The organism is Massilia sp. CF038 (assembly GCF_900129765.1).
Taxonomy (GTDB): domain Bacteria; phylum Pseudomonadota; class Gammaproteobacteria; order Burkholderiales; family Burkholderiaceae_D; genus Telluria_A.
The window spans coordinates 573601-599698 of sequence record NZ_FQWU01000001.1 but is presented as its reverse complement, the minus strand read 5'-3'; the positions used below and the strand labels follow the sequence as shown (position 1 = coordinate 599698).

24 protein-coding genes are annotated in these 26098 nt (G+C 59.9%); 21 read left to right on the top strand and 3 right to left on the bottom strand.

Translation table 11 applies throughout. From position 1 onward, the window contains the following. Positions 1-119: 119 nt before the first annotated feature. From fliD to BUC24_RS02620, 6 genes are read left to right on the top strand one after another with little or no spacing between them, the layout of a single operon-like run. Entirely contained in the window at positions 120-2756 is a 2637-nt protein-coding gene (gene fliD, locus BUC24_RS27440) for a flagellar filament capping protein FliD (RefSeq protein WP_073212524.1), read from the top strand. A gap of 17 nt (positions 2757-2773) precedes the next feature. Further along, a complete protein-coding gene (gene fliS, locus BUC24_RS02640) occupies positions 2774-3235 on the top strand; it encodes a flagellar export chaperone FliS (protein WP_073212523.1) in 462 nt (153 codons plus the stop codon). Next, positions 3236-3562, top strand: coding sequence for a flagellar protein FliT (locus BUC24_RS02635; protein ID WP_073212522.1), 327 nt, complete (start codon positions 3236-3238; stop codon positions 3560-3562). Between the two features lie 9 nt (positions 3563-3571). Then, a complete protein-coding gene (locus tag BUC24_RS02630; RefSeq protein WP_073212521.1) occupies positions 3572-4726 on the top strand; it encodes a flagellar hook-length control protein FliK in 1155 nt (384 codons plus the stop codon). After that, positions 4719-5048, top strand: a complete 330-nt coding sequence (locus BUC24_RS02625; protein ID WP_073212520.1) for an EscU/YscU/HrcU family type III secretion system export apparatus switch protein — start codon at positions 4719-4721, stop codon at positions 5046-5048. The genes BUC24_RS02630 and BUC24_RS02625 overlap by 8 nt, the downstream gene beginning before the upstream one ends. Before the next feature lie 35 nt (positions 5049-5083). Beyond that, positions 5084-5818 (top strand): flagellar brake protein, encoded by a 735-nt coding sequence (locus BUC24_RS02620; protein ID WP_073212519.1) that lies wholly within the window; start codon positions 5084-5086, stop codon positions 5816-5818. 10 nt (positions 5819-5828) lie between these two features. On the opposite strand, the gene fliE is transcribed toward BUC24_RS02620, so the two are convergent. After that, entirely contained in the window at positions 5829-6179 is a 351-nt protein-coding gene (gene fliE, locus BUC24_RS02615) for a flagellar hook-basal body complex protein FliE (RefSeq protein ID WP_073212518.1), read from the bottom strand. A gap of 236 nt (positions 6180-6415) precedes the next feature. Between fliE and fliF the strand changes: the two genes are divergently transcribed. From fliF to BUC24_RS02540, 15 genes are all read left to right on the top strand, one after another. Then, positions 6416-8089 (top strand): flagellar basal-body MS-ring/collar protein FliF, encoded by a 1674-nt coding sequence (gene fliF, locus BUC24_RS02610; RefSeq protein ID WP_073212517.1) that lies wholly within the window; start codon positions 6416-6418, stop codon positions 8087-8089. Next, entirely contained in the window at positions 8082-9077 is a 996-nt protein-coding gene (fliG, locus tag BUC24_RS02605) for a flagellar motor switch protein FliG (protein ID WP_073212516.1), read from the top strand. Before fliF ends, fliG begins: the two co-directional genes overlap by 8 nt. A gap of 40 nt (positions 9078-9117) precedes the next feature. After that, positions 9118-9717, top strand: coding sequence for a flagellar assembly protein FliH (locus BUC24_RS02600; protein ID WP_073214676.1), 600 nt, complete (start codon positions 9118-9120; stop codon positions 9715-9717). A 1-nt stretch (position 9718) separates the two neighbouring features. Beyond that, positions 9719-11116, top strand: a complete 1398-nt coding sequence (gene fliI, locus BUC24_RS02595) for a flagellar protein export ATPase FliI (RefSeq protein WP_073212515.1) — start codon at positions 9719-9721, stop codon at positions 11114-11116. A gap of 32 nt (positions 11117-11148) precedes the next feature. Then, complete coding sequence (fliJ, locus tag BUC24_RS02590; RefSeq protein WP_073212514.1) at positions 11149-11589, top strand: flagellar export protein FliJ; 441 nt, start codon at positions 11149-11151, stop codon at positions 11587-11589. 19 nt (positions 11590-11608) lie between these two features. Beyond that, positions 11609-12862, top strand: coding sequence for a flagellar hook-length control protein FliK (locus BUC24_RS02585; protein ID WP_229447974.1), 1254 nt, complete (start codon positions 11609-11611; stop codon positions 12860-12862). 189 nt (positions 12863-13051) lie between these two features. Beyond that, entirely contained in the window at positions 13052-13543 is a 492-nt protein-coding gene (gene fliL / locus BUC24_RS02580) for a flagellar basal body-associated protein FliL (protein WP_073212512.1), read from the top strand. Positions 13544-13549: 6 nt separating this feature from the next. Further along, positions 13550-14527 carry a flagellar motor switch protein FliM gene (gene fliM / locus BUC24_RS02575; protein ID WP_073212511.1) on the top strand — a complete coding sequence of 326 codons (978 nt, stop codon included), beginning with the start codon at positions 13550-13552 and terminating at the stop codon, positions 14525-14527. A gap of 11 nt (positions 14528-14538) precedes the next feature. Next, the gene (fliN, locus tag BUC24_RS02570; RefSeq protein WP_073214673.1) at positions 14539-14955 is read left to right on the top strand and encodes a flagellar motor switch protein FliN; all 417 of its coding nucleotides are present in this window, start codon (positions 14539-14541) and stop codon (positions 14953-14955) included. Further along, positions 14952-15539 (top strand): flagellar biosynthetic protein FliO, encoded by a 588-nt coding sequence (fliO, locus tag BUC24_RS27165; RefSeq protein ID WP_073212510.1) that lies wholly within the window; start codon positions 14952-14954, stop codon positions 15537-15539. Before fliN ends, fliO begins: the two co-directional genes overlap by 4 nt. Then, positions 15529-16293: a flagellar type III secretion system pore protein FliP gene (gene fliP / locus BUC24_RS02560; protein WP_073212509.1), complete on the top strand. Its 765-nt coding sequence runs from the start codon at positions 15529-15531 to the stop codon at positions 16291-16293. The genes fliO and fliP overlap by 11 nt, the downstream gene beginning before the upstream one ends. A gap of 9 nt (positions 16294-16302) precedes the next feature. Continuing rightward, complete coding sequence (gene fliQ / locus BUC24_RS02555; protein WP_073212508.1) at positions 16303-16572, top strand: flagellar biosynthesis protein FliQ; 270 nt, start codon at positions 16303-16305, stop codon at positions 16570-16572. A gap of 18 nt (positions 16573-16590) precedes the next feature. Beyond that, positions 16591-17421, top strand: coding sequence for a flagellar biosynthetic protein FliR (gene fliR / locus BUC24_RS02550; RefSeq protein WP_073212507.1), 831 nt, complete (start codon positions 16591-16593; stop codon positions 17419-17421). A gap of 196 nt (positions 17422-17617) precedes the next feature. Continuing rightward, positions 17618-22282, top strand: a complete 4665-nt coding sequence (locus tag BUC24_RS26260; protein WP_083598653.1) for an RHS repeat-associated core domain-containing protein — start codon at positions 17618-17620, stop codon at positions 22280-22282. 1 nt (position 22283) lies between these two features. After that, on the top strand, positions 22284-22571 hold the full coding sequence (locus BUC24_RS02540; protein WP_073212505.1) for a hypothetical protein: 288 nt from the start codon (positions 22284-22286) through the stop codon (positions 22569-22571). 303 nt (positions 22572-22874) lie between these two features. On the opposite strand, the gene flgL is transcribed toward BUC24_RS02540, so the two are convergent. Together flgL and flgK are read right to left on the bottom strand one after the other, a co-directional pair. Beyond that, positions 22875-24101 (bottom strand): flagellar hook-associated protein FlgL, encoded by a 1227-nt coding sequence (gene flgL / locus BUC24_RS02535; RefSeq protein ID WP_073212504.1) that lies wholly within the window; start codon positions 24099-24101, stop codon positions 22875-22877. 21 nt (positions 24102-24122) lie between these two features. Then, complete coding sequence (gene flgK, locus BUC24_RS02530) at positions 24123-26084, bottom strand: flagellar hook-associated protein FlgK (protein WP_073212503.1); 1962 nt, start codon at positions 26082-26084, stop codon at positions 24123-24125. Between the last annotated feature and the right edge of the window lie 14 nt (positions 26085-26098).

Sequence of the window (26098 nt, the reverse complement as noted above, 5' to 3'; positions counted from 1 at the left end):
AGGGTTTTTTCGTTTCTTTTCATCCATCATTTCTCGAAGTACGGGGTAAAACGGGCTCTCAAGTCGGCTTCGAAACTGCCGTTAACAGCACATACTGTTGCTTTCTACTGGAGAAAAACGTGGGCATCTCATCACTTGGCATTGGCTCCGGCCTGATCGACGTCGAGGGCATCATCTCGAAGTTGATGGCCGTCGAAGCAGCGCCGCTTGCCAGCTTTGACAAGAAAGTCGCAGCATTCAATGCCAAGCTGACCGCGCTGGGCTCGATCACGGGTGCCGTCAGCGGCTTCCAGGGCTCCCTGTCGAGCCTGACGTCCATTTCCAGCTTCCTGTCCAATACCGCGGTGTCGACCAATACCGACGTGATGGTGGGCGCCGCCACCAGCAAAGCCGTGGCCGGTACTTACAAGGTCGACGTGACCCAGATTGCCTCCGCTCAAACGTTGTCGTCCGCAGGGCGCACCAGTACCACCGCAGCCATCGGCGCCGGCTCCAGCACCACCATTTCCTTCCAGCTCGGCACCACCACCGGCGGCAGCTTTGGCGTTGCCGGCAGTAATTTGGGCGCAGGCGTGGCCAGCGGCGGGATTGCCAACGGCTCCCTGTCGATCAACGGCACTGCGATTGCCACCGATTCCGCCACCCGCAGCGCCAAGGCCCTGGCCGAGGCCATCAATGCCAAAAGCGCCACCACCGGCGTGACTGCCAGCGCCCAGCCGACCAGCACCAGCGCCACCCTGTTTGCCGGCTTTGGCAATGTGAGCGCCACCAACGGCACCTATGCGCTGTCGGCCGGCGGCGTGGAACTTGGTTCCGGCGACGTGACGGCAGCCTCGATTGACGCTGCCCTGTCCGGCTCGACCCCGACCACCACCGCCCTGGCTGCCGCCGGCATTACCTTTACCGGCACCGCGGCCGCAGGCGACCTGAAATTTACCGCTGCCGATGGTTCCAACATCGTCATTGCCGAAGCCGTGACCGGCACCGTCACCGGCGGCATTGGCAAGCCCGCCCTCACCGCCAACGGCGGCTCCAGCCTGACGGCCACCAGCAACATTCGCCTGCTGTCGGCAACGGCCGCCCCGATCACCGTCGCCGGCAGCAATGCCGCCAGCGCAGGCTTGACCGCCGGCACTGGCGGCAGTTATATGGGCGCCACATTTACCCAGAACGCCAGCCAGATCAGCGGCACCGTCGTCATCGACAGCAGCAACAATTCGCTGCAGGGCATTCGCGACGCCATCAACAAGGCCAACGTGGGCGTGACCGCCACGATCGTCTCGGACGGCAGTGCCACCCCGAACCACCTGGTGCTGACCTCGACCAAGACGGGCGAAGCGTCGAGCATGAAGATCAGCGTCAGCGGCACCAATGGCGGCGTGGCCGAAGCCGACATTGCTGCCCTGCTCAGCCACGACCCGGGCGGCACCCAGAGCCTGACCCAGAGCGCGGCCGCGCAAAGCACCAAGCTGAACGTGAATGGCATTGCCATCACCAGCGAAACAACCAATGTGCCTGACGCCATCGAGGGCATCACCCTGACCATTGGCACCGTCGGCAAGGCCAACCTGGTGGTGTCGCAGGATACTGCCTCGGTCAAATCCGGCGTAGCGGCGTTCGTCAAGGCCTACAACGACCTGAATAAATCGATCAAGGACGTCACCAGCTACAACGCCGAGACCAAAAAAGGCGGCGCGCTTCTGGGCGACTCCACCGTGCAGACCCTGCAGACCCAGTTGCGCAAGCAACTGACGCAAGGCATCACGGGCTTGACGGGCGACTTCAAGTCGCTCTCGCAAGTGGGCATCAGCTTCCAGAAAGATGGCACGCTGGCGCTGGACAATGCCAAGCTCGACAAGGCAATCAAGACCAATTTCAAGGATGTGGCAGGCGTGTTTGCGGCCGTCGGCAAAGCGTCCGACAGCCTGGTGCAGTTCCAGAGTTCGACCGCGGCCACCAAGCCGGGCGAATACGGCATCAACATTACCGCGCTGGCCAGCCAGGGCAAGATCGTGGCTGACAGCGTGCCGCCGGCAACGACCACCATTGCCGCCAACACCACCTGGAGCGTGACGCTCAACGAAACCGACCCTGTTACGGCCAACCGCACCGCCAGCTTTACCCTGGCCGCCGGTACCTACACGCCGGCCCAGCTGGCCACGCTGTTCCAGTCGGCCATTAATGGCGCAGGCAGCTTTGCCGGCAACGAACTGGCCGTCAACGCCAGCATTGGCGACGATGGCAAGCTGCAGGTCGTGTCGGCCAAATACGGTTCGATCTCGAACATCAAGCTCAGTTCCAGCTCGGGCACCAGCTTTGCCGATATCTTTGGCAGCGCCACCCCGACCAAGGGTGTGGACGTGGCCGGCACCATTGGCGGCCAGGCTGCCGCCGGTTCGGGCCAGATTCTGACCGGTTCCGGTTCCGACGCCTCGGGCCTGAAAGTGGAAATCACCGGCGGCGCCCTGGGCGCACGCGGCACCGTCGGCTTCTCGCAAGGCTATGCTTACCAGCTGACCAATCTGACCAATGGCTTCCTCGGCGCCAAAGGCCTGATTGCCGGCCGCACCGATGGCATTGCCGCCAGCGTGAAGGCGATCACCAAGCAGAAGGAAGACTTCGGCTTGCGCCTGGGCGACATTGAAAAACGTTACCGCGCACAATACACAGCACTGGACGTCTCGATCTCGAGCATGAGCCAGACCTCATCTTTCCTGACCCAGCAGCTGGCGGCCCTGTCGGCGCAAACGAAATAAACAAGGAGCACCTCACTATGTTCGGATCCAAGCAATTCGGCGTCAACGCCTACGCCAAAGTGGGCGTCGAGACCGGGGTCAGTTCGGCCAGTCCGCACCAGTTGATCGTGATGCTGTTCGACGGCGCCATGAAGGCGCTGGGCGCGGCCATCGTCAACATGAAAGCCAACAATATTGCCGCCAAGGGCGAAGCGATTTCCAAGGCCATCCTGATCATCGACAGCGGCCTGCGCGCCTCGCTCGATAAAAACGCTGGCGGCAGCATCGCCGAAAGCCTGGATTCGCTCTACGAATACATGGGAACGCGCCTGCTGGAAGCGAACCTGAAAAACGATGTCACCATTCTGGAAGAAGTGCAGCGCCTGTTGGGCGACCTGCGCAGCGCCTGGAATGCGATTGGTACCTCGCCGGCCGTGCAGCCGGCCCAGGCTGCGCGCGGCGCGGCAGTTTCCTCCCCTCTTACTTACGCGAGCGCTTGAATGATGACTAGTCAGGAAGTGGTAACGGTATACGAAGCGATGGTGGGCATTACCGAACAAATGGTGCAGGCCGCCGAAAGCAGCGACTGGGATCGCCTGGTCGAGCTCGAGCAAGCGTGCGCCGCGTACACCCGGCAACTGAAGGCAAGTGAACCGACGCTGGCGCTGGCTGGCGACAACCGCGAACGCAAAGTGCGCGCGATTCGTCAAATGCTCGACGATGACCGCCGCATTCGCGACCTCACCATGCCGTGGATGGCCCAGTTGTCTGCCCTCATCAGCAACAGCGGCAACCAGCGCCGCGTCTCGCACGCCTACGGCGGTTAAGGTCGCCTGATGTTGCCCCGGTCCGACATCAGCGTCACGCCGGTCGGACGGCTCGACGGTGCGGCGCGCCTGGCGCCGGTAGCCGATCCGCGCCAGGAAGCCTTTGCCCGCTCCCTCTCCAGCATGGTCGGCACCCAATTACAGGGTGCCATTCTTGCGCGCCTGAAAGATGGCAGTTTCCTGGTCAAGGTGGGCGACACAGCTGCCCGCATGCAGCTGCCGCCTGGCGCTGAAGCGGGCAAAAGCGTCCCCATGACGCTGCTGACCCTGACGCCGCGCCCCACTTTTCAAGTTGAAGTACAAGGCCAGCCGGGCCAGATGGCCCAGTTCGAAGCCGAAGCCCCGCCTGCCGGCGCGGCCGCCCCCTATCTCGATGGCGCCGATGAAGGCGCACTCGCGGCCCGCACCCAGGGCGGCGCAGGGCTTGCCCAGACCCGCGCCGTGGCCCCGTCCAGCGCCGAGCTGGCTGCAGCCGCCCCGCAAGTGCCTGGCGCTGCCGCTGCCCCCGTCACCCTGAGCGAAACCGCGCGCGTGCTGTCGAACGTGCTGAGCCTGGCCATGGCGCAGTCGCAAGGCGACACCATCGTGGCCAAAACCGCGCTCAGCACCCATGCAGGCGCCCCGCCCGCCCAGCTGGCTGCGGCCCTGCAGGATGCGGTCGGCAAAAGCGGCCTGTTCTATGAATCGCATGTAGCGGAATGGTCCAACGGGCAACGTTCGCTGGCCGACCTGGGCCAGGAGCCGCAAATGCAGCGCCCGGGCGCCGCCACCGATCCGGCCTCGGCCCAGCTCATCAATCTGCAGTTGCAAACCCAGGAGCACGCCCGTGTCGCATGGCAAGGCCAGGTCTGGCCAGGGCAGGACATGCACTGGGAAATCCAGCGTGACGAATCCGAAGGCGGCAATAAACACGGTGGCGAGGAAGCGCCCGAGCCGGGCTGGCACAGCGCACTCAAGCTACGCTTTCCCATGCTGGGCGAAATCGGCGCGCGCCTCGTGTTGCGCGGCGACCAGCTCCAGCTGCAGCTTGACGCGGCGGGCGACGCCGGCCCCTTGCTGCGCACCCACGCGGCGCGCCTGGAAGCGGCCATGCAGGCCGCCGGCACGCCGCTGTCCTCATTGACCATTGGCACGCCCCGCAGCGCGGCGGACAGCCATGAGTAACCCCGCGCCACCGGGCCGGCGTCAGTCGGCCGTGGCCCTGGCCTACCGCAGCGGCGAAGCCGCGCCCAAGGTGGTGGCCAAGGGCAAGGGTCTGGTTGCCGATCAAATTATTGAACGCGCCAAAGAGGCTGGCGTGTTCGTGCACGAGTCCAAGGAACTGGTCGCCATGCTCATGGATGTGGACCTGGACCAGCAGATCCCGCCCGCCCTGTACCGGGCCATTGCGGAACTGCTGGCCTGGCTATATCATATTGAAGCAGCGCAACGTTCAGGGCAAGCGCTGCCAGCCCCGCCGGACTCGGCCCTGCTAATTGCCCCCTAAGACAACGGCATTCAATGCAAGCGAGCGATGCGAGTATGGACAACTGGCATGACTACCGGGTTGAGTCGCGTCGCGAAATCGTTGTCCTCCTGCGTCAGATCCAAGCCAAAAAACAATTGATCCGCATGCTGGTCAAAGGCGAAGCCGATGTCTGCGTGACCACCCTGCTCGATGTCGACGCCGACAACGGCACCATCGTGCTGGACCGCTCGCCCGACCCTGCGCAAAACCGGCGCGCTCTCACCGCCCCCAAGCTGGGCTACGAGACCACGCTCGACAAGATTCGCATCCTGTTCAATACCGAAGGTCTGGAAGAAGTGGACTTTGAAGGCGGCCCGGCTTTCCTGGCTGCCCTGCCCGAATCGCTGATTCGCCTGCAGCGGCGCGAGTATTACCGCATGGCCACCCCGGTCAGCAACCCCGTCAAGGTCAGCATTCCCTTGCCGCTTGAGCAAGGTGGCGGCAGCGCCAGCTTCCCGATTGCGGACATTAGCGTGGGGGGCATTTCGATTCTTGATAACAAGCTGCAGCTTGGTAACACGATTGGTGTGGAATACCCGAATTGCCGGCTCGATTTGCCGGACGTGGGCGTGGTGACCTGCACTCTGCAGATCCGCAACTCGATCGACCTGACCCTGCTCAACAGCAAGACCAACCGCCGCCTCGGTTGCCAGTTTGCCAGCATGTCGCGCGCCGGCTTGTCCAGCGTGCAACGTTACATCACCCATCTTGAGCGCGAGCGCAATGCCCGCGCTGCCGGCCTGGGCTGACAGCGCCGCCTTACACCTGCATGTTCATGATTTCGTGATACGCCGACACCATCTTGTTGCGTACTTGCACGGTCGCCTGGAAGCCAATACTGGCTTTTTGCATTGATACCATCACGTCCGACAGGCTGACCCGGTCGTCCCCCATCGTAAACGCCTTGCCCAGCTCGCCGGCCTTGTTCTGCGCGTCGCTTACTTCGGCAATACTGTTCTTCAAGGCATCGGCAAAGTCCACCTTGGCCGCGCCTTTTTCCGGCGCCACCGCACCCGGCGCCAGGGTGGGGCCGGTCGGCTTGGCTGCCGCCGCCTTCAGCTGCGCCATCATCGCTTCGATCCGGCCGCTGTCGATCGCTCCTACGTTCATCTGCATTCTCCCGTTGCTGGCGGGTACAATCTGTACACACCTTGAGTCAGGCTCCCAGAATACCAGCGCGCACGCCACAATTTCGTTGAAGCAAGGGGCAAAAGGCGTCGCTATTCAGGGGATTGCACTGTTGTGCCCGCACCCATAATGGCGTCTTGAGCCCTGCGTCCGTCCGTGTTGTTTGGCAGATGCAGGAAGAATGACTCGTTGGGCGCATCGCCTCCGGAAGACCAATCATGGCAGCAGCTACCGCTGAAGACCTCGTCGACATCAACGCCAGGCCCTCGTTCCTGGAAACCCAGTTCGGCAAGAATATCGTGCTGGGCGTGGGCATTGCCGTGGTGCTGGCCATCATGGCCGGGGTCTTCATGTGGAGCCAGAAACCGGAATACCGTGTTCTGTTTGCCAACGTCAGCGACCAGGATGGCGGTGCCATCACGGCCCAGCTGGACCAGATGGCCATACCCTACAAATTCTCCGAAGGCGGCGGCGCCATCATGGTTGCAGCCGACCGCGTGCACGACGCGCGCCTGAAGCTGGCGGCCCAGGGCTTGCCCAAGGGCGGCAACGTCGGCTTCGAACTGATGGAAAACCAGAAGCTGGGCGTGTCCCAGTTCCACGAACAGGTCAATTACCAGCGCTCGCTTGAAGGCGAGCTGGCGCGCTCGATCCAGTCCCTCGCCGCCGTTGGTACGGCACGTGTGCACCTGGCCTTGCCCAAGCCTTCGGTGTTCGTGCGCGAACAGCAAAAACCCACCGCCTCTGTCCTGCTGAACCTGCAAACCGGTCGTACCCTGGACCAGGGCCAGGTCAGCGCCATCGTGCACCTGGTCGCTTCCAGCGTGCCGGAACTGCCAGCCTCGAACGTGACGGTGGTGGACCAGAACGGCAATCTACTGTCGGATACCAGCAAGCAAGGCGGACCGAAACAGCTCGATCCGAATCAGCTCAAGTATGTGGCTCAGATCCAGGAAGGCATCATCCGCCAGGTGGAATCGCTAATCACGCCGCTGGTCGGTCGTGGCAATGTGCGCGCCGAGGCGTCGGCCGACATTGATTTTGCCCAGGTCGACACCGCTGCCGAACAGTACAAGCCAAATTCGCCACCGGAACCGTCGTCCATCCGCAGCCAGACCACCTCGGAAGCAGGCAGCCCGCCGGCACCGGCCGCTGGCGTGCCGGGCGCCTTGTCGAACCAGCCGCCTGGCGCCGCCACCGCACCGATCGCCGGCGGCACGCCTGTGGCTGGCGCCCCAGCCGGGGGCGGCAACATGCGCAAGGATGCCACCACCAATTACGAAGTCGACAAGACCATTCGCTACGAGCAAAAACCGATGGGCGGCATCAAGCGCCTGACCGTGGGCGTGCTGGTCAACTACCGCCGCATCGTTGACGAAAAGACTGGCAAGGTCACGGTAAAAGCGTTGACCGCGGCCGAAGTGGCGCAGATTGAAGAACTGGTGCGTGAAGCCATGGGCTACTCGAAAGACCGCGGCGACACCATGACCGTCAAGAACGCGCCCTTCGATGGCGTCGACAAGCCGGCCGCGCCACCCGAAACGCTGCCATGGTGGAAAGATGCCGAAATTCAGCGCATGCTGTGGACGGCAGCGCGCGGCCTGTTCTTCTTTGCGATTCTGGCTTTCCTGTTCTTCCGCGTGCTGCGCCCGATGCTGCGCCCGGTCATGCGCAAGCTCGACGAAATTACCGAAGTGCCGCCCCTGCCGGCGCCGCCTGAAGCGGCCGCAGGCGAAGGTGCAGATGGCGAGCCGCGCACCGCCTTGCAGGAACTGGAATCGACCCAGAACCAGGGCTACCGCGAGAACTTGCAGATGGCCAAGGCACTGGCGAAGGATGACCCGCGGGTCGTGGCAAACGTGGTTAAGGCATGGGTAGGCGCAAATGAATGATAACGGTATCCAAAAAGCAGCGATCCTGATGCTGGCGCTGGGCGAAGCAGAGGCGGCGGAAGTGATGCGCTTCCTGGGTCCGCGCGAGGTGTTGAAACTGGGCGCAGCGATGGCCACCATGAAGGCGGTCCAGCACGAGCAGGTGGTATCGGTGCTCGAAGCGTTCCGCCACCAGACCGAAATGAACTCGACCGTGGGTCTGGATTCGGACGAATACATCCGCCAGGTGCTGACCAAGGCGCTGGGCGACGACAAGGCATCGGTGCTGCTGTCGCGCATTCTGGGTGGAAAGGACGCCTCGGGCATCGAAAGCTTGAAGTGGATGGATGCATCCTCGGTTTCCGAGCTGATCCGCAACGAACACCCGCAGATCATTGCCACCATTCTGGTTCACCTGGAACGCGACCAGGCCTGCGAGATTCTGGCCAACTTTACTGACCGCCTGCGCAACGACGTGGTGCTGCGCATCGCCACCCTGGACGGGGTGCAGCCAGCCGCGCTGCGCGAACTGAACGATGTGCTGACCAAGCTTTTGTCGGGCAATGAAAACATCAAGAAATCGTCGCTGGGCGGCGTGCGCGCCGCTGCCGAGATTTTGAACTTCATGAGTGGCGAGCAAGAAGGTTCGGTGATGGACAACATCAAGAACTACGACAACGACATGGCCCAAAAGATCATGGACGAAATGTTCGTGTTCGACAATGTGATCGATATCGACGATCGTGGCATCCAGTTGCTGCTGCGCGAAGTACAATCGGAAATGCTGATCATTGCGCTGAAAGGCGCCTCGCAGGACTTGCGCGAAAAGATCTTCAAGAACATGTCGCAGCGCGCGGCCGAAATGATGCGCGAAGACCTCGATTCCAAGGGCCCGGTACGCCTGTCCGAAGTCGAAGCGCAGCAAAAGCAGATTTTGCAGATCGTGCGCCGCCTCTCGGACGAAGGCCAGATCGTGCTAGGCGGAAAAGGAGAAGATTCGTTTGTCTGATACCCCAAAAGAATTGCAGTCCGCATACCAGCGCTGGGAGATGAACTCGTTTGGCGACGAGCGCCCGAGCGCGGTCGTCCAGCGCCCGCCCGAGCCGGTGCTGCCGTCCGAAGACGAACTCAACGCCATTCGCGACGAAGCGCGCCTGATCGGCTACGACGAAGGCCACGCGGCCGGGTACGCCGACGGTCTGGCCATTGGCCGCACCGAAGCCGCCAAAGAACTTGAACACCTGCAAACCATCGCCGTCACCTTTGGCAACGCCCTGTCCGGCGCTGACGAAAACATTGCCAACGAAGTGCTGGAGCTGGCGTTGCAACTGGCCAAAGGCATGCTGCGCGCTGCACTGGAAGTCAAACCCGAACTGATCATTCCCCTGGTGCGCGAAGCTGTCGGCTACCTGCCGGTACTGCAGCAGCCCGCCATTTTGCTGCTCAATCCTGCCGACGCAACCATCGTGCGCGAAAGCATCGGCGAAGAATTAAGCAAGGGCGGCTGGCGCGTCTCGGAAGACGCCCAGATCGAGCGTGGCGGCTGCCGCATCGAAACTGCCAGCAACCAGATTGATGCCCAGGCTTCCTCGCGCTGGCAGCGCCTGGCCGCTGCCCTGGGCAAGAACAACGTGGAATGGCTGGCCTGACATGGGCGCCCCCGACCGCCACACCACGCGTTGGACCTCGTATCTGCGCGACTGCACCGCACTGACCAGCTTTGTCGAACCGATGCAAGTGTCGGGCCGGGTCACCCGCGTGGCCGGCCTGGTCATGGAATGCGTCGGCCTGCGCCTTGCGGTCGGCAGCGCCTGCACCATCCCCATGCCCAATGGCGCCCGGGTCGAAGCCGAAGTCGTCGGCTTCGACGGCGACCGCCTGTTCCTGATGCCGCAATCGGACGTGGAAGGCATTGTGCCTGGCACCCGTGTATTCCCCGTGGAAGCGCAAGTGCCGCGCCCCGGCTCCGTGATGCACCCGCGCCGCCGCCCCAGCGACCGCGCCCGCCATTTGCCGGTTGGCTTTGGCCTGCTGGGACGCGTGCTGGACGGCGCTGGCCGCCCGCTCGACGGCCTGGGCCCGCTGGACACCGACGACAGCGCCCCCATCAACGTGCGCCCCGCCAACCCGCTGGACCGCGCACCGATTGTGGAAACACTGGACGTGGGCATTCGCGCCATCAACGCCATGCTGACCGTGGGCCGCGGCCAGCGCCTGGGCCTGTTCGCAGGTTCCGGCGTCGGTAAATCGGTGCTGCTGGGCATGATGGCGCGCTACACCACGGCCGACGTGATTGTGGTCGGCCTGATCGGCGAACGGGGCCGCGAGGTCAAGGAATTCATCGAACAAATTCTGGGGCCGGAAGGCCTGGCGCGCTCGGTCGTGGTGGCAGCCCCGGCCGACACCCCGCCCCTGATGCGTCTGCAGGGCGCCGCCTACACCACCACCATTGCCGAACACTTCCGCGACCAGGGCAAGAATGTCCTGATGATCATGGATTCGCTGACACGTTATGCCATGGCGCAGCGCGAAATTGCGCTGGCCATTGGCGAACCGCCCGCCACCAAGGGCTATCCGCCGTCGGTATTTGCCAAATTGCCAATTCTAGTAGAACGGGCCGGCAACGGCCTGGAAGGCGGCGGCTCGATTACCGCCTTCTATACCGTGCTGACCGAGGGCGACGACCAGCAGGATCCGATTGCCGACTCGGCGCGCGCGATTCTGGACGGGCACATCGTGCTGAACCGGCGCCTGGCCGAAGCGGGCCACTACCCGGCCATCGACATCGAACAATCGATTTCGCGCGCCATGCATTCAATTACCAGCACGGCCCACCAGCATGCGGCCCGGCGCCTGAAACAGTTGTATTCCCGCTACGAACGCTCGCGCGACCTGATCAGCGTGGGCGCCTACGCCCCGGGCAGCGACCCGGTGCTGGATGAAGCAATTGCCAAACATGAAAGAATTGAGCAATTCCTGCGCCAGGAAATTACCGACAAAGTGCCCATGCTCGAGAGTTTGGGGCAATTGACCTCCTTATTCTCCTGATTGGAAGCAACTGGCCAGTCCTATAATGAATCATGGCCAAACAATCCGCCCTGGACACCTTGATCGAGCTGGCGCAGCGCGAAACCGACGACGCTGCCAAGCGGCTGGGCGCCGCCCTGAAGGCGGTCGACGAGAGTGAACAGAAGCTGGCCATGCTGCTGGGTTACCGCGAAGACTACGCATTGCGTCTGGACGCGGCCCAGGTGGCGGGCATCACCCCGATGGCGTACCGCAACTTTGTCGCCTTCATGGACAAGCTTGACATTGCCATCAACGGCCAGCGCGACGTCATCAAGCATGCGCAGTACAAGGCCGGTGTAGAGAAAGCGACGTGGCAGGCAAGCGAGCGCAAGCGCCTGTCCTACCGCACGCTCAACGAGCGCGCCGCCGCCGAAGCGCTGCACAAGGAAAACAAGCGCGACCAGAAGCAGATGGACGAACACGCCGCCCGCCAGGCTTATTACAAACGCTGAACCACGATTGACCGCGACCATGCAAACTCCGAACCTTCCGATCCAGATCAACGCCAATCCGGCCCCGGCCAAGAATGGCCCGCGCCCCAACCAGAACAGCGGCGGCGATGCCCAGTTCAGCGCGGCCCTGTCGCGCGAAGTAAGCCAGCGCCAGCAAGGCGCCGCACCGCAAACCGCACCGACCAAACCCAACGGCCCCGCCAAGCCGGCCCAGGCCCAACAGGCAGACAAGCCGGCAGCGGCCAAACCGGCCGAAGCGGACAGTACGACACCCAGCAGCGCCGGCCCGAAAGACGCAGCAGCTGAAAGCGTCGAGTCGCAGCCCGAGGTAGCGGCCGACGGCAACAGTGCGCTCGACATGGCCGCGCTGATGGCCAGCCTGAATCTGCCTGGCGCCGCCACGCCGGCGCCTGTCGCCGCGACCGTGTTGCCCGGCGCCAGCGCCGCCTCGGCCGTGGAAACCAACCCGGCCCTGACCGGCGCTGCCGTGCTGGCACCGGGCGCGGGCGCGGGCAAGAACATGATGGCCAAGCTTGACGGCAGTGCGCTCGACGGCGTCAAGCCGCAAGTGAGCGACGAAGGCAACCCGCTCGGTCAGCCGGTTGAGCGTCTGGTGTCCGACGCAAAACCAGTTGCAGCCAAAATCGAAGCAGCCACTGGTCAGCCCAAGGGCCTGGCCGACGCTGCCCAATTCTCGGCGATTCTGCGCAACCGCGAAGCAGCGCCCGAGGCGGCCGGCATCAAGGATCTGGCCGTCACCGGCCCTGCGGCTGCACCGGTCCAGCAAGCCTCGCTGGCCCTGGCGCAAGCTGCTATAGGCGTGGCCACCGACAAGATCGCCGCCCGCGTGGGCAGCGACGGCTGGGACCAGCAAGTCGGGCAAAAGGTCATCTGGATGGTCGCAGGCAAGGAACAAAGCGCCTCACTGACGCTGAACCCGCCCGACATGGGCCCAATGCAAGTGGTGCTGAGCGTGAACAATGACCAGGCCACGGTCACCTTCTCCGCCGCCCAGCCGGAGGTCCGTCAAGCCCTGGAAGATGCCCTGCCCAAGCTGCGTGAAATGATGAGCGAAAGCGGCATCGCGCTGGGCAACGCCAGCGTCAACGATGGCGCAGCGCAGCAACAAGCCCAGGCCGATGCCCGTGAGGCAGGCCGCAGCGGTGGCCGCAATGGCGGCACCGGTGGGGTGAGCAGCAGCGGCGAAACCACGGTGGCCCCGGCACCACGCCGTGGCGGCGGTCAGCAGGGTCTGGTTGACACCTTTGCCTGAGCGCTTTTTGCCTCCGGCCAAGCCGGGTCCATGCATGTTTGAAATGAATGTGTTCCCCAAGCCACGAGTTGGCTGGGGTTCTTCCCTCTTTTCAACACATCCAATCGCCCCGAAATTCCCGATAATGACATAATGATGTGCACGTTCCACCTATTGCCGTACTGAGGAAACTTGAAAGCGAAACCATCCATGAAGGCTGACCCGAAGGCAACGCCAGAAGCGGCACCGGCAAAATCGAAGAAAATGCTGATCATCATCCTGGCAGTGGTGATGCTCGCCGTTGGCGGTGGCGCAGCCTGGTTCTTTACCAAGGGCAGTGGCGACAAGAAAGAACACAAGGCAGAGGTGAAGCCAGCGGCCAAGCCCGAGTTTGTTGTGATCGAACCGTTCACGGTCAATCTGGCCCCCGAAGAAGGCTTGCAGGACCAATATCTGCAGATTCAATTTACGCTGCAGGTGGCCGGGCCGGAACAGGCCGAGCTGGTCAAGACCAACATGGCGCGCGTGCGCAGCCGCGTCTTGCTGCTGCTGTCGGCCAAGAAGTCGTCCGAACTGAACACCACCGAAGGCAAGGGCGCGCTGTCCAAAGAAATTATTACGGCCATCAACCAACCGTTTGCCGAAAAAGGGCAACCGCAGGAAGTGACCGACGTGTTGTTTACCAATTTCATTATCCAGTGACCTGTCATGGCCGATAATTTTCTATCCCAGGAAGAAGTTGATGCCCTGCTCAAGGGCGTCAACGGCGATCAGGACGACGCCGCCGCGCCTGAGGATACGTCGGGCGTACGCACCTACAACCTGGCCACCCAGGAACGGATCGTGCGCGGCCGCATGCCGACGCTGGAAATCATCAACGAACGTTTTGCGCGCCTGCTGCGCGTGGGCCTGTTTAACTTTATCCGGCGCAGTGCCGAAGTCTCGGTCGGCTCGGTGCGCGTTTCCAAGTACAGCGAATTCATCCGCAACCTGGTGGTGCCGACCAACCTGAATCTGGTGCACATGAAGCCGCTGCGCGGCACCGCCCTGATGGTGTTTGATCCGGGCCTGGTGTTCCTGCTGGTGGATAACCTGTTTGGTGGCGACGGGCGCTTCCATACCCGCGTCGAAGGGCGCGACTTTACCCAGACCGAGCAGCGCATCATTTTGCGCATTCTGGACATCGTGTTTGAGGCCTACACCAAGTCGTGGGAGCCGGTGTACCCGGTGGAGTTCGAGTACATCCGTTCCGAAATGAACACCCAGTTTGCCAACATCGCCACCCCGAATGAAGTGGTGGTGTCGTCCACGTTTACGGTGGAGCTGGGCGCGGTATCGGGCCAGATTCACTTCTGCCTGCCGTATTCGATGATCGAGCCGATCCGCGACACGCTTACCTCCAGCCTGCAAGGCGAGGCACTGGAAGTGGACAAACGCTGGATCCGCCTGATGACGCAGCAGATCCAGATTGCCGAAGTCGAGCTGGTTGCCACCCTGGGAACGGGCCGCGCCACCTTCGACGAAATCCTGAACATGAAAGTCGGCGACGTGATTCCCCTCGCCGTACCCGAGCAGATCCAGGCCACGGTGGATGGCGTGCCGGTCATGGATTGCACATATGGCGTACTGAACGGCCAATATGCGCTAAAAGTGGAAAAATTACTCGCGAATGCGGAAGTTAAATAAGGGAGTGCATGATGTCCGATAATCAAGAAGACACGAGCATGGACGACGACTGGGGCGCCGCCATTGCCGAGCAGGCCAAGGCGGAAGCCGACGCGCTGCAAAGCCAGGCCGCCAGTGCCGCCGTGTTCAAGGATTTTTCCAACAAGGGCAGCAAGCCCGACACGCCCAACGATATCGACTTCATCCTCGACATCCCGGTCCAGCTGACGGTTGAACTGGGCCGCACCAAGATCGCCATCAAGAACCTGCTGCAACTGGCGCAAGGCTCCGTGGTGGAACTGGACGGCATGGCCGGCGAACCGATGGACGTGCTGGTCAACGGCTGCCTGATCGCCCAGGGCGAAGTGGTGGTGGTGAACGATAAATTCGGTATTCGCCTGACGGACATCATTACCCCGTCCGAACGGATTCGAAAACTCAACAAATGACCCGGGGCCGCCTGCGCGCAATCTTGCTGGGCGCCCTGCTCGCCAGCGCCCAGGCGGGCGCAGTTGAGCCTGCTGTTCCATCCAGTACCGTACCGCCCGCACCTGCTGCACCATCTGCTGTCGCGTCCGTACCTGCCACGACGACCGCGCCTGCTGCCACGAACGCCACTCTCCCTGCCCGCCCTGCCCTGCAAACCGCGCCCGCGCTGCCACAGCCTGCGCAGCCGCCTGTGGCCACCTCGGCCGGCAACCTGGTCCAGACCATCACTGGCCTGCTACTGGTGCTGGGCGCGCTGGCCTTGTTTGCCTGGGGCATGAAACGCTTCGGTCCCAAGGCCCAGGCTGGCGCTGGTGGCTTGCGCATCGTTGGCGGCCTGAACCTGGGCGGACGTGAACGCATCGTGCTGGTGGAAGTGGGCGACCAATGGATCGTCGTCGGCGCTTCGCCTGGCCGCGTCAATGCCCTGGCTACGATGCCGCGCCAGGAAACCGTGCCCGCGCCACTGTCGGGCGACACGCAAGTGCCAGCCAGCAGCTTTGCCGCCTGGCTCAAACAAACGATAGACCAACGCAATGCAAAATAAGTTCTTCATGAGCGCGCGCGCGGGCCGCCTGGCACTGGTGGCCGGGGCCTTGCTGCTGCCAGTGCTGGCGGGCGCCGCCGACGGCATCCCGGCTTTCACCAGCCAGCCTGCACCAGGCGGCGGCACTGCCTACTCGCTGCCGGTCCAGACCCTGCTCTTGATGACGTCGCTGAGCTTCCTGCCGGCGGCGCTGCTCATGATGACCAGTTTTACCCGCATCATCATCGTGCTGTCGCTGCTGCGCCAGGCGCTGGGTGCGCAATCGTCGCCGCCCAACCAGGTGCTGGTGGGACTGGCGCTGTTCCTCACACTGTTCGTGATGGGACCGGTGTTTGACAAGATTTACGTGGACGCTTACCAGCCGCTGCAGGAAAACAAGATTCAGATGGGCGAAGCGATGGACCGCGGGGTCAAGCCGCTCAAGGACTTCATGACGCGCCAGACGCGCCAGGCCGACCTGGCCCTGTTCGTCAAGATTTCGCGCTCGCCTGCCCTGCAAGGGCCGGACGATATTCCACTGCGGGTGCTCATTCCCGCCTTTATCACCAGCGAATTGAAGACCGCGTTCCAGATCGGTTTTGCCATCTTCATTCCCTTCCTGATCATCGACATGGTAGTGGCCAGTGTGCTCATGTCCATGGGGATGATGATGATGTCGCCCGCCGTGATTTCGCTGCCCTTCAAGCTGATGCTGTTTGTGCTGGTGGACGGCTGGCAGCTGATTCTGGGCTCGCTGTCGCAAAGTTTCTATTAGGGGCGCTGAATGACTCCGGAAACCGTTATGACAATCGGCCGCAATGCCATGGAGGTCACTCTCATGGTATCGGCGCCGCTGTTGCTGGTGGCCCTGATTGTGGGCCTGATCGTCTCGATCTTCCAGGCCGCCACCCAGATTAACGAAGCAACCCTCTCCTTTATCCCGAAACTGGTTGGCATCTTCGTCGCCCTGGTCGTCGCCGGCCCCTGGATGCTGGCGGTGATGCTTGACTACATGCGCCAGGTGTTCACCGGCATTCCAGGCCTGATCGGCTAAGGCCCTGCGGCCCGCGTCATGCTGACACTAACCAGTATCGAAATGAATACCTGGATCGCGGCCCTGTTGTGGCCGCTGACCCGGATTCTCGGCATGATCGCCGCCGCCCCTCTTTACGGCAACAACAGCGTGCCCATGAGCAGCAAGATCATCCTCGGCGTGTTGCTGGCGCTGATCATTGCGCCGGCAATTCCCGCACTACCGGCGGCGGACCCCATGTCGCTGGCAGGCTTGTTGATTCTGATTCAGGAACTGTTGATTGGCGCAGCCATCGGCTTTTCGGTGCGCATCGTGTTTGCTGCCGTCGAAATGGCGGGCGAGGTCGCCAGCCTGACCATGGGCCTGGGTTTCGCCAGTGTGTTCGATCCGCAAACGCGGGGCCGCTCGTCGGCGGTGAGCCAGTTTCTGGCGCTGGTGGCGACCATGGCGTTTCTCTCCGTGAACGGACACCTGGTGCTGCTGGAGGTGCTGGCTGAAAGCTTCATTACGCTGCCGGTGTCTGCAACGCCGGTATCGGCCGCCGCCCCTTACGAACTGGTGAAATGGGCTGCCGTGATTTTCAATGTCGGCTTGCAGCTGTGCTTGCCGATCGTAGCCGCACTGCTGATCACCAACGTCGCGCTGGGGATTCTGACGCGCGCGGCGCCGCAACTGAACATCTTCGGCATTGGGTTCCCAATTTCGCTGGGAGTGGGCATTCTGGTAATCAGCATGGCACTACCCTACCTGAGTGTGCCTTTGCAGAACTTGTTCAATCAGGGCATTGAAGCGGCGCGCAAGGTGCCGCGCAGTGCTGGCGAGCGCAGTGCGCCGACGGCCCCCACGCCAGTGCCAGCGCCGCCAGGCTGAACCGCCTACTAGCGCACATCGACTATACATCCCTCAAATCCAACGCGGGGGACGCCTCGCGCCCAATTTCACGATGCCGCCGGATGAAAGTCTGGCCCGGGTGGATATTTCCTTCTTATAAGCAACTGTTTGAAGCAGCGCAATAATATTCCTTTCCGCACCCGTATCCTCAAGTCACGCGCTCAACAAAGGGGAAATGATGTCTCGGACTCGGAAATTGGTATGCACAGGCATCATCCGCACGACGATCGTCCTACTTTTGGCTGCTTTAGCAATCCCATCGGTCGCCAATGACACTAAAAGTTCGACGGGGAAGAGCGGGGGAATGATTGGATGGAGCTATTACACGGGCGACTTGTTGGAGCCAACCGGATATGTCGATGACCCAGGCGTAGCATGTAGTCAAACCGCTCAGAATCATTGGAGTGTTGGGCTGCTTTCGATGACACCCGTGAACTCGCAGAGCCCAAAGTACCACTGCATTTACCAGAACCCGATCGGTGGAAGGATTTTGGACTATGGACATACGTATCTAGCATGCGCCTATCCATATGAGCCGCGGTGGCCCGGTGTGTGCGTAAAAAAACCAGAGGTTTCGCGACCGATTTCATGTCGTTCTACAGATCCGGCCTATGTTAAGGCAAACCCCGTCGTCATTTCGAGCGGAGCGAAAGTTCAGAGTGAGACGGATTTGCAAAGTGGCCTTAAGGGCGCTCTTACTGTCTGGCGAACATATCGATCGCTGCGTGACACCGGGTTAGCCCAATCGGCAGGATCTGGCTGGTCCTTTTCCTTTGACCGCGCATTTTCCGTCAACGTAAAGGATAGCGTTGCGGCGCCTACTGAAGTAAAAATCGTCCGTGGCGACGGTAGCTATTCTGAATTCTCCAATCGACAGGACCACAAGAACTATGTTTCGAAATACGAACGACGCGAGACTCTGCAGAGTCTGAACGCAGATTTTTCAGATTGGGCTTTCACTACCGCAGACGGCGAAATCGATCGCTTCAAAAGCGTTTCGGGCAACTTCCTATTGGTAAGCACACACAGTAAGGAGGGGACCGCAGTTTATCTCGAATATGACAGCAACAATCGCGTGATCTCAATCACCGACGACTTCGGCCGCGCCTTTAGCGTTCAATGGAATGGCGACGTTGTGGCATCGATTCATAGCGGAGAAGAAGGGGTGAGCTACCAGTACGACAGATTGCAGAACAGAGACGGCACCGAGTTTTCCGGATCATCCCGACTTATCAAAGTCACTTTTCTCGACCGCGATGGCATAACTGTCGGAACGCGACGCTATCACTACGAGCACGATGGTCAACGTCATCTCTTGACGGGAGTGACAGATGAAAACGGGGTACGGTTCGCGACCTACGCATACAACGACGCGGGACAAGCCATTCTTTCTGAACACGCAGGCGGCGCAAACCGCTACACTTTCGCTTATCCCGCCGAGGGGAAGCGGATCGTTACAGACCCGCTGAAAACACAGCGCGACTTCGAGATCGTCTACACGGGACGCAATTTTCCTGGGCGGGTAAAAAGCCAAAGTCAGCCCGCAGGTTCCGGATGCGACGCGTCCGTAAGCAAAACGACCTACGATTCACTAGGATCGTTGAACTCGAGTACAGATTTTAGCGAAACGAAGACCTGCTATCTCAACGATGCATCACGAGGTTTGGAGACCAGCCGGGTGGAAGGCGTAACGGCAACGTTTTCCTGCCCGGCCTCGTCGTCGGCTGCCATTCCAATCGGGAGCCGACGCATCAGCACAAAGTGGCATTCTGACTTTAACGTTGCGGTTGCACTCGCAGGACCTGATCAAACCACTACTTACGTTTATAACGGCCAACCTCGGTTCGACGGGGCCATTGTACGTTGCGTCGAAAACGATACTTTACTACCTAACGGAAAACCCATAGCAGTCGTATGTGAAAAGACAGTTCAGCCAACAAATGACAGCAGCGGCGTTAAAGGTTTCGGTGCCAAACCGATATTACAGCCTCGAACTTGGCGTTATTTCTATAACCAGCACGGGCAAGTGACGCGCACGTCGGAACCTACAGACGATTCCGCAGATCAGTTTTCGACCGAGTATGAATACTATGCAGACTCAACATCAACCCATTCAAAGGGTGATCTCGCTTCGGTTAAAGATAGTTCGGGTCAAGTCAGTGAGTTCCACGAATACGCGAAGAGCGGAGTTCCAACACGCATTCTTCAGTCGAATGGACTCACCCAGACACTGAACTATGCTCCCCGCGGGAAACTCATCAAGTCTATCTTGACCGACGGTAACGGCCGCGCTGAAACGATAACTTACCAGTACGATACGGCGGGCCAGATTCTGAAGATGACCGCCCCCAACGGAACTACAACCGAGTTCAAGTACGACCCTGCCCATCGGTTATTAGGTTTTGTCGACTCAGCAGGAAACGAGCAACGCCTGACGCTCGATCAAATCGGTAACGTAACTAAGTCTGAAGTATTCAATGCGGCTGGCGAACGTGTATTTGAGGTCACTAATTCTTACGACGCTCTTGGGCGACTTCAGAGTGCGAATCGCGGTGCGCAGACAACTGATGCAAGCTACGAATATGACAAAAGCGGAAATTTGAAGCGGCTAAGTGACTTGCTCGGTAGACGTACTTTAATGAATTACGACAAATTTAATCGCCTTTCGTCTGAACTTCTACCGAGTGCTGCTCCGGGGACACCGCCACCGGAATTCGAGTATCGCTACGATCTCAAAGACTCGCTCTTAAGCGTTACTGACCCCCGCAAGCTCAAGACGGAATACGAAGTCGATGGGCACGGACAGCGAATCGAACTGAGCAGTCCCGACAGCGGAACCACGAAGTATTTTTACGATAGCGCCGGTGCGCTGATGAGTACTCGGGATGCTCGGGGGGCAACGGTGCTGCAAGAGTATGATGGAGCGGGACGACTCATACATTTCGGTGGCGCCCGTTTTAGATATGGTACGAACGGTACCGGCGAATCCGGCCAAGTCGTGACAATGAGCGACGAGTCCGGGAGCACTACATATTCCTACGACACGTTTGGTCGTATGAGCAAAAAAAACCAAACGGTTGCCATTGGAAAAGCAAAACATGAACTCTCGCTCGCGTACGAGTATGGCGATCGTGGCACGAGCAAAGGGCTTTTGAGGTCGATAACGTACCCTAGCGGGAATCGCATTGAAATTAGTTACGACATCGCGGGCCGACCGGCGGAAATGACTTTGCATGGGAATAACGGAGTAGCTACCACACTGCTCTCGGAACTTAGCTATACACCGTTCGCAGCCGCCTATAAGTGGAAGTGGGGAAACAGTAACGCAGATGAACCGAATTGGTATGAAAAAACTTTTGATCCATTAGGACGAATAAAGAGCTATCCACTTGGACATCACGCGCATCAAGGTGTCATGCGCCAACTCCAGTACGACGGTGCTGACCGGATTATCTCGTACACCCACACTGGGATCGCTAACGCGAACCGCCTTGACCAACAATTTACTTACGACGGATCCGACCGCCTCACTAAAGTTGAAGGCGGATCCATGAGCCAACGATTCGAGTACGACCTAAACGGAAACCGAACGAGGGCAGGATTTGGAGGAACAACTTTCGACAATTTTTTTAGTACTAGCGCCAACCGGCTTAACTCGACAACTGGCCCTAGCCCATCAAAGAAAAATGTTTATGACAACGCAGGCCATCTTATCAGCGACGGAATCTTTGATTACGAGTACAACGTTTTGGGGCGGCTTCGCACCGCAAGAAAGGGAACGAGCACAACAAATTACCTGCACAACGGGCAAGGTGAACGCGTTGCGAAAATTGAGGACAGTGGCTATACGACATACTATTTCTACGACAATGATGGCCAAATGCTGGGCGAATATGACAGTAGTGGTGCGCCAATTCAGGAAACGGTATACCTAGCCGGAGCTCCGATAGCTATCGTCAAGCCGAGTGAGAAAACTCTTCACAAGGCAACGCTACAGACAAATGAAATTTCCTACGTTTACGTGGATCATCTCCGCACACCAAGAGCTATCGCTAGGTTCAGCGACAACCGAATGGTATGGCGTTGGATAGATGCAGACCCTTTCGGAATTCAAAATCCAGACGAAAGACCGGAGGGACTTGCGCGGTTTGAATACAACGGACGTTTTCCCGGCCAGTGGTTTGACAAAGAGACTAATAATCACTACAACTACTATCGCGACTATGATCCGCAATCGGGACGATATATCCAAAGCGATCCGATTGGACTGAAAGGTGGCATCAACACCTATGGTTACGTCGGCGGCAATCCAATCAGTCGAGTAGATCCATCTGGCCAATTCTTCATGGCCATCCCACTCATCTATTGGGCAGGTGCTGCTGGCGTTGCGACTATCGGGAGTGTTTGGTGGGGCATCACCCATCAGCCGATCGCCAATTCAGGCAACGCGGATGCAGCCGCAGCAATGCCTGCTACTAGTAGACCCTCACGCCCCAGCGACATGACTAGAATGGAGGAAAGACACTTCGACCGCAATTGTGCTAACTCGGATGACCCATGCCGCGCTATCAAGAAAGCAGTTATGACCGCAATTGCAGGGGCCCGCGAGAAAATGGAGAACATGTACAACGACAACACGCTTTTCACAAACGCTTACTCAACGCCAAACCCCGATGTGACGGGAACCAATACAACATGGACGGGTCACAGTGATGACCTAAACGGTCGAACAAGTAACATTTGGGCCATGATAACGTTAGGAAGAAAAATGGGATGTGACATGTCTGCCGAGACGGTCGCTGCGCTGACTGTTCATACACCTGGCGCTCCTAGAGGATAGTATGAAATACACAATAGATTTTTCGATTTTTGATGCACCTACCCACGCATATGGCAATGTTACTGGCGACTTGGAATTTGCTGACTCTCCTGAACTTGGCGCGAAGATAAGGCTGCTTGATAATTTGACCCTGAAAGTCACCTCTGTGTTGAGTGTGGACGGGGTTGAAGGCCAACTTTTGGTCGGGCTTGAAGATGTTGTTTGCTTCTCTCGACATGCGGCAGAACATATGGGAAAACGATTGGAGGATGAAGTCGGGCTATTCTGCGTCGCATACGATGATTTTTAAAAGCAAAGCAACGGCGCAAAGCACACAGACAGGTTGAGGTACCCACTGAGGAGGCACTGGCAGGTGGATACATGAGCCGCTGCTAACTGTTTCCTGTACTCAGAACGCTTGAGGCAGTGCTGGTAGACCAACAGCGGTCGCAGGGATGAAATAGGTGTTGACCGAGTTAACGCAAGGCGGCGTGGTCATATTGATCCACAAAAACCAAGCACTATTCCTGCACGCAAAGATCGCGAATTGACAACCGGCGTAACTGGGATCCCCGTTAGTATGCGCCAAGTCAAAACGCGCAGTTACCGATGCTTAACTAATAAAATTAAACAGCGACAGCCCCGACAAAGTCTTAAACGACTTCTGCGCCGCTTCCAGCGCAAACTGCTGCTGCGTGAACTGGGAAATGGCCGCCACCTGATCCAGGTCCACCAGATCCGACAGCGTTGCTGCGTACTGCAAATTCAAATCGTCACCAGCGCTGTCCAGCGTATCCAGCTCCTTCATGCGCGCGCCAACTGAAGCCCGCACGCTGAGCACATTATCGAGCGAAGACGCCAGATTCTCATGTGCCTTGTTCAAGCCGTTGGTCAGCGAGGCCTGTCCCACCGGACCGCTGCCGGCCGAATTGAGCACGCCAATCAAATTGGTCAGGGTCTGGAAAATCGATTGCTTCTGGCTCGGCGCCACGCTGAATGTATCGCCATTCGCGGGAATTCCCTTGATATCGAATGCCACGCCATCAAAGGCAATCTGCTCGCCGCTCACGTAAGGCACTGGTGCTGGCAAGGTTGGTGGCGGCAAGCCGGTGGTCTGGTCCAGTACCGAATACGTGGTCACAGCCGGCGTTCCTGATACGGCAAAGCTGATCTGATAATTGTGGCCAGTCGCCGCAGCGGCATTCACCACCGAGCCGCTCGAAACAATCCCCGCGCCGGTGTTGGCAGCGCTGGCAGCAGTCACGAACTTGCCATTGCCAGTCACGTTGTTTTCAAAAATCTCGCTGCCGGAATCACTGATGCCAACCTGGCGCGCCGAGCTGATTTGCAGCGTGCGCGAACCCTGGTCGCCGTTGTACTGGGCGCCAGTGGCGGTTTTGGTAAATGGCAGCGTGCTCGATTTAAAGCCCGAGAACAGATAACCGCCCACACCGTCAGCCGTATTGGCCAGCCCGAACAAATCGTCCAGACGCCCTTGCAGTTCGATGGCCAGCGATTTCCGGTCAGTGTCCGACAAGGTGCCGTTACCGGCGTTGACGACCAGCGTTTGCACGTCCTGAATCAGCGAGGTGGTACCAGCCAGGGTCTGCTCTTCCAGCGACAGCGAACCGCGCGCATTCTGGCGGTTCACGCCATATTGCGTGTTGACCGATTGCGACTGCGTCACTTCCAGCGCTCGCGCCGCAGCGATTGGATCGTCGGCGGCGGTCAGCACGCGGCGGTTGGTCGACAGCTGCATCTGCGTCTTGGCGATGTTGCTGTTCAGGGTGCCCAACTGCGTGGTGCCCTGCTCGAAAATCATGTTGGTGCTGATACGCATGATAAAACCTTCCAATAACTTTTAGCGGCCGCCCAGCGTGAGCAGGGTGTCGAACAGGGTACTGGCCACTTGCATCACTTTGCCGGCCGCCTGGTAGGCTTGCTGATAGCGCAGCAGATTGCTCGCTTCTTCATCCAGATTCACGCCGGACACGCTTTGCTGGGCACTGCGCGCTTGGTCCAGCAACTTGCCGCCGGCCGCGCCATTGACTTGCACTTCGCGCGTCTTGTTGCCGACAAAACTGACCATCTCGGCGTACGACGATTGGTAGGTGGCCTTGCCGCCGTCCATGGTATTGGTCGTTTGCAGCAGGCCCAGCAGGCGCGCGTTGCGGTTGTCGCCCACACCATTGGTGTTGGGGCCCACAGTGAACGTATCTGTCGTGGCAGGCGCGCCGGTAAAGCTGAGGTTCACGCCGCCAAAGTTGTAAGTTGCGCCCGCGGTAAACGGAATTGGTGTGGTGCCAGCGGGATACACGGTACTGGCGCCATTGTTCGTCACCGTAACGGCCTGCCCTGCCGGGAAGCCCGACAAGCCGCCAGGCGACGTGTAGGTCAGCGTCACGGGTGCGGCCAAGGCGTTGCCTGGCGCCAGGTAAGCCGCGTCGACACTGCCCTCGCTCAGCTTGGCGCTACCCTTGTTGGTGATGGGCGTGGCCGTCACGATCGGGGAGGCAGCTGCAATCTTGGAACGGTCATTCAGCGCGACGCCGAATTGGCCAGCACCATTGATGGTCGGGCGCACCAGGAAATTGTCGTTGGTGGTGGACACGCCATTGATGGCGAAGTCGACGCCGTCGATGGTTTGCGGCACCGTCTGCGGATACGGGTTGATGATGGTCTGCTGATTGTCCGACTGGCGCGTCACGGTATAGTTCGTGCCGTTGAAATTAATCTTGTAGTCGCTGGTGGTCAGCTTGCTCACGTCGGAAATAGTAGCGGTAACCACGGCCGTCGACGACAGCGCATTGTCGCGGCTCGGCGCTACCACAGGCGCGCCTTCCTTGAAGAAATCAACACCCATGCTGCCATTCAAATCCTGGCCCAGCTTGTGTTGATCATTAAAGGTGGCGGCAATCGAAACGGCAACGCGGCCCAGCGAATTTTGCGCACGGTCCAGCGACTGCGTGCGGAACTCAATCAAACCGCCCAGCTCGCCACCGGCGAGGGCACTGTCGGCCAGCACGGTCACTTTGGTGCCGGTCACATAACCGACCTGGGTACGGCCCGGATCGGTTGGCGAGCTCAGGGTCGCCAGCTGGAAGGCTTTCTTGCCAACCACCAAAGGCTGACCATTGCCGATCGACACAGTAATGCTGTTGTTGTCGCCCTGCACCACGGTGGCTTTGATCTTGGTGTTCAGTTCCAGCACCAGCTGGTCGCGCGCGTCCAGCAAGTCGTTGGGCATGCCCTGACCGGTACCGGCTGCCGTGATTTTCTCGTTCAGCTCGGCGATCTGGCTCGCGTAGGAGTTGATCAGCGTAACGTTCGATTCAATCTGGGTGTTCACGCCGTCGCGGATTTCCTGCAGGCGCCCATTCAAGCCCTGGAAACGTGCCGCCAAGGCATCAGCCGACGACATCACCGCCTGGCGCGAGGCGCTCGAGGACGGATTTGAAGCCAGATCTTGCACGCCTTTAAAGAAATCCTGCAGCGCCGGCGACAGGCCGGACGTCGGGTCGGACAACAGATTGTCGACCTGCTTGATCTGCGCGTAATACGAGTCCAGTGCGCTTTTCGAGCTGGTGGCCGTGCGCACCTGGGTATTGAGGAAATTGTCGGAATAGCGCTTGATGTCGGAAATCTGGGTACCGCTGCCAATGAAGCCCACGCCAATGTTCTGGGTCGTGGCGGACGCCTGCACCACCAGCTGGCGGCTGTAGCCTGCCACGCTGGCGTTGGTGATGTTGTTTCCGGTCGTCGCCATACCGGCCTGGGCGGCAAACAGCCCGCTTTTTCCGATATTGAGAATGTTTCCAGCCATGATGGTGTCCTTCT

Excerpts from the sequence above, each read along its gene's own strand:
- fliS (WP_073212523.1), top strand. The coding sequence starts at position 2,774 with ATGTTCGGATCCAAGCAATTCGGCGTCAACGCCTACGCCAAAGTGGGC.
- BUC24_RS02635 (WP_073212522.1), top strand. The coding sequence starts at position 3,236 with ATGATGACTAGTCAGGAAGTGGTAACGGTATACGAAGCGATGGTGGGC.
- BUC24_RS02630 (WP_073212521.1), top strand. The coding sequence starts at position 3,572 with ATGTTGCCCCGGTCCGACATCAGCGTCACGCCGGTCGGACGGCTCGAC.
- BUC24_RS02625 (WP_073212520.1), top strand. The coding sequence starts at position 4,719 with ATGAGTAACCCCGCGCCACCGGGCCGGCGTCAGTCGGCCGTGGCCCTG.
- BUC24_RS02620 (WP_073212519.1), top strand. The coding sequence starts at position 5,084 with ATGGACAACTGGCATGACTACCGGGTTGAGTCGCGTCGCGAAATCGTT.
- fliE (WP_073212518.1), bottom strand. The coding sequence starts at position 6,179 with ATGAACGTAGGAGCGATCGACAGCGGCCGGATCGAAGCGATGATGGCG.
- fliF (WP_073212517.1), top strand. The coding sequence starts at position 6,416 with ATGGCAGCAGCTACCGCTGAAGACCTCGTCGACATCAACGCCAGGCCC.
- fliG (WP_073212516.1), top strand. The coding sequence starts at position 8,082 with ATGAATGATAACGGTATCCAAAAAGCAGCGATCCTGATGCTGGCGCTG.
- BUC24_RS02600 (WP_073214676.1), top strand. The coding sequence starts at position 9,118 with ATGAACTCGTTTGGCGACGAGCGCCCGAGCGCGGTCGTCCAGCGCCCG.
- fliI (WP_073212515.1), top strand. The coding sequence starts at position 9,719 with ATGGGCGCCCCCGACCGCCACACCACGCGTTGGACCTCGTATCTGCGC.
- fliJ (WP_073212514.1), top strand. The coding sequence starts at position 11,149 with ATGGCCAAACAATCCGCCCTGGACACCTTGATCGAGCTGGCGCAGCGC.
- BUC24_RS02585 (WP_229447974.1), top strand. The coding sequence starts at position 11,609 with ATGCAAACTCCGAACCTTCCGATCCAGATCAACGCCAATCCGGCCCCG.
- fliL (WP_073212512.1), top strand. The coding sequence starts at position 13,052 with ATGAAGGCTGACCCGAAGGCAACGCCAGAAGCGGCACCGGCAAAATCG.
- fliM (WP_073212511.1), top strand. The coding sequence starts at position 13,550 with ATGGCCGATAATTTTCTATCCCAGGAAGAAGTTGATGCCCTGCTCAAG.
- fliN (WP_073214673.1), top strand. The coding sequence starts at position 14,539 with ATGTCCGATAATCAAGAAGACACGAGCATGGACGACGACTGGGGCGCC.
- fliO (WP_073212510.1), top strand. The coding sequence starts at position 14,952 with ATGACCCGGGGCCGCCTGCGCGCAATCTTGCTGGGCGCCCTGCTCGCC.
- fliP (WP_073212509.1), top strand. The coding sequence starts at position 15,529 with ATGCAAAATAAGTTCTTCATGAGCGCGCGCGCGGGCCGCCTGGCACTG.
- fliQ (WP_073212508.1), top strand. The coding sequence starts at position 16,303 with ATGACTCCGGAAACCGTTATGACAATCGGCCGCAATGCCATGGAGGTC.
- fliR (WP_073212507.1), top strand. The coding sequence starts at position 16,591 with ATGCTGACACTAACCAGTATCGAAATGAATACCTGGATCGCGGCCCTG.
- BUC24_RS26260 (WP_083598653.1), top strand. The coding sequence starts at position 17,618 with ATGATGTCTCGGACTCGGAAATTGGTATGCACAGGCATCATCCGCACG.
- BUC24_RS02540 (WP_073212505.1), top strand. The coding sequence starts at position 22,284 with ATGAAATACACAATAGATTTTTCGATTTTTGATGCACCTACCCACGCA.
- flgL (WP_073212504.1), bottom strand. The coding sequence starts at position 24,101 with ATGCGTATCAGCACCAACATGATTTTCGAGCAGGGCACCACGCAGTTG.
- flgK (WP_073212503.1), bottom strand. The coding sequence starts at position 26,084 with ATGGCTGGAAACATTCTCAATATCGGAAAAAGCGGGCTGTTTGCCGCC.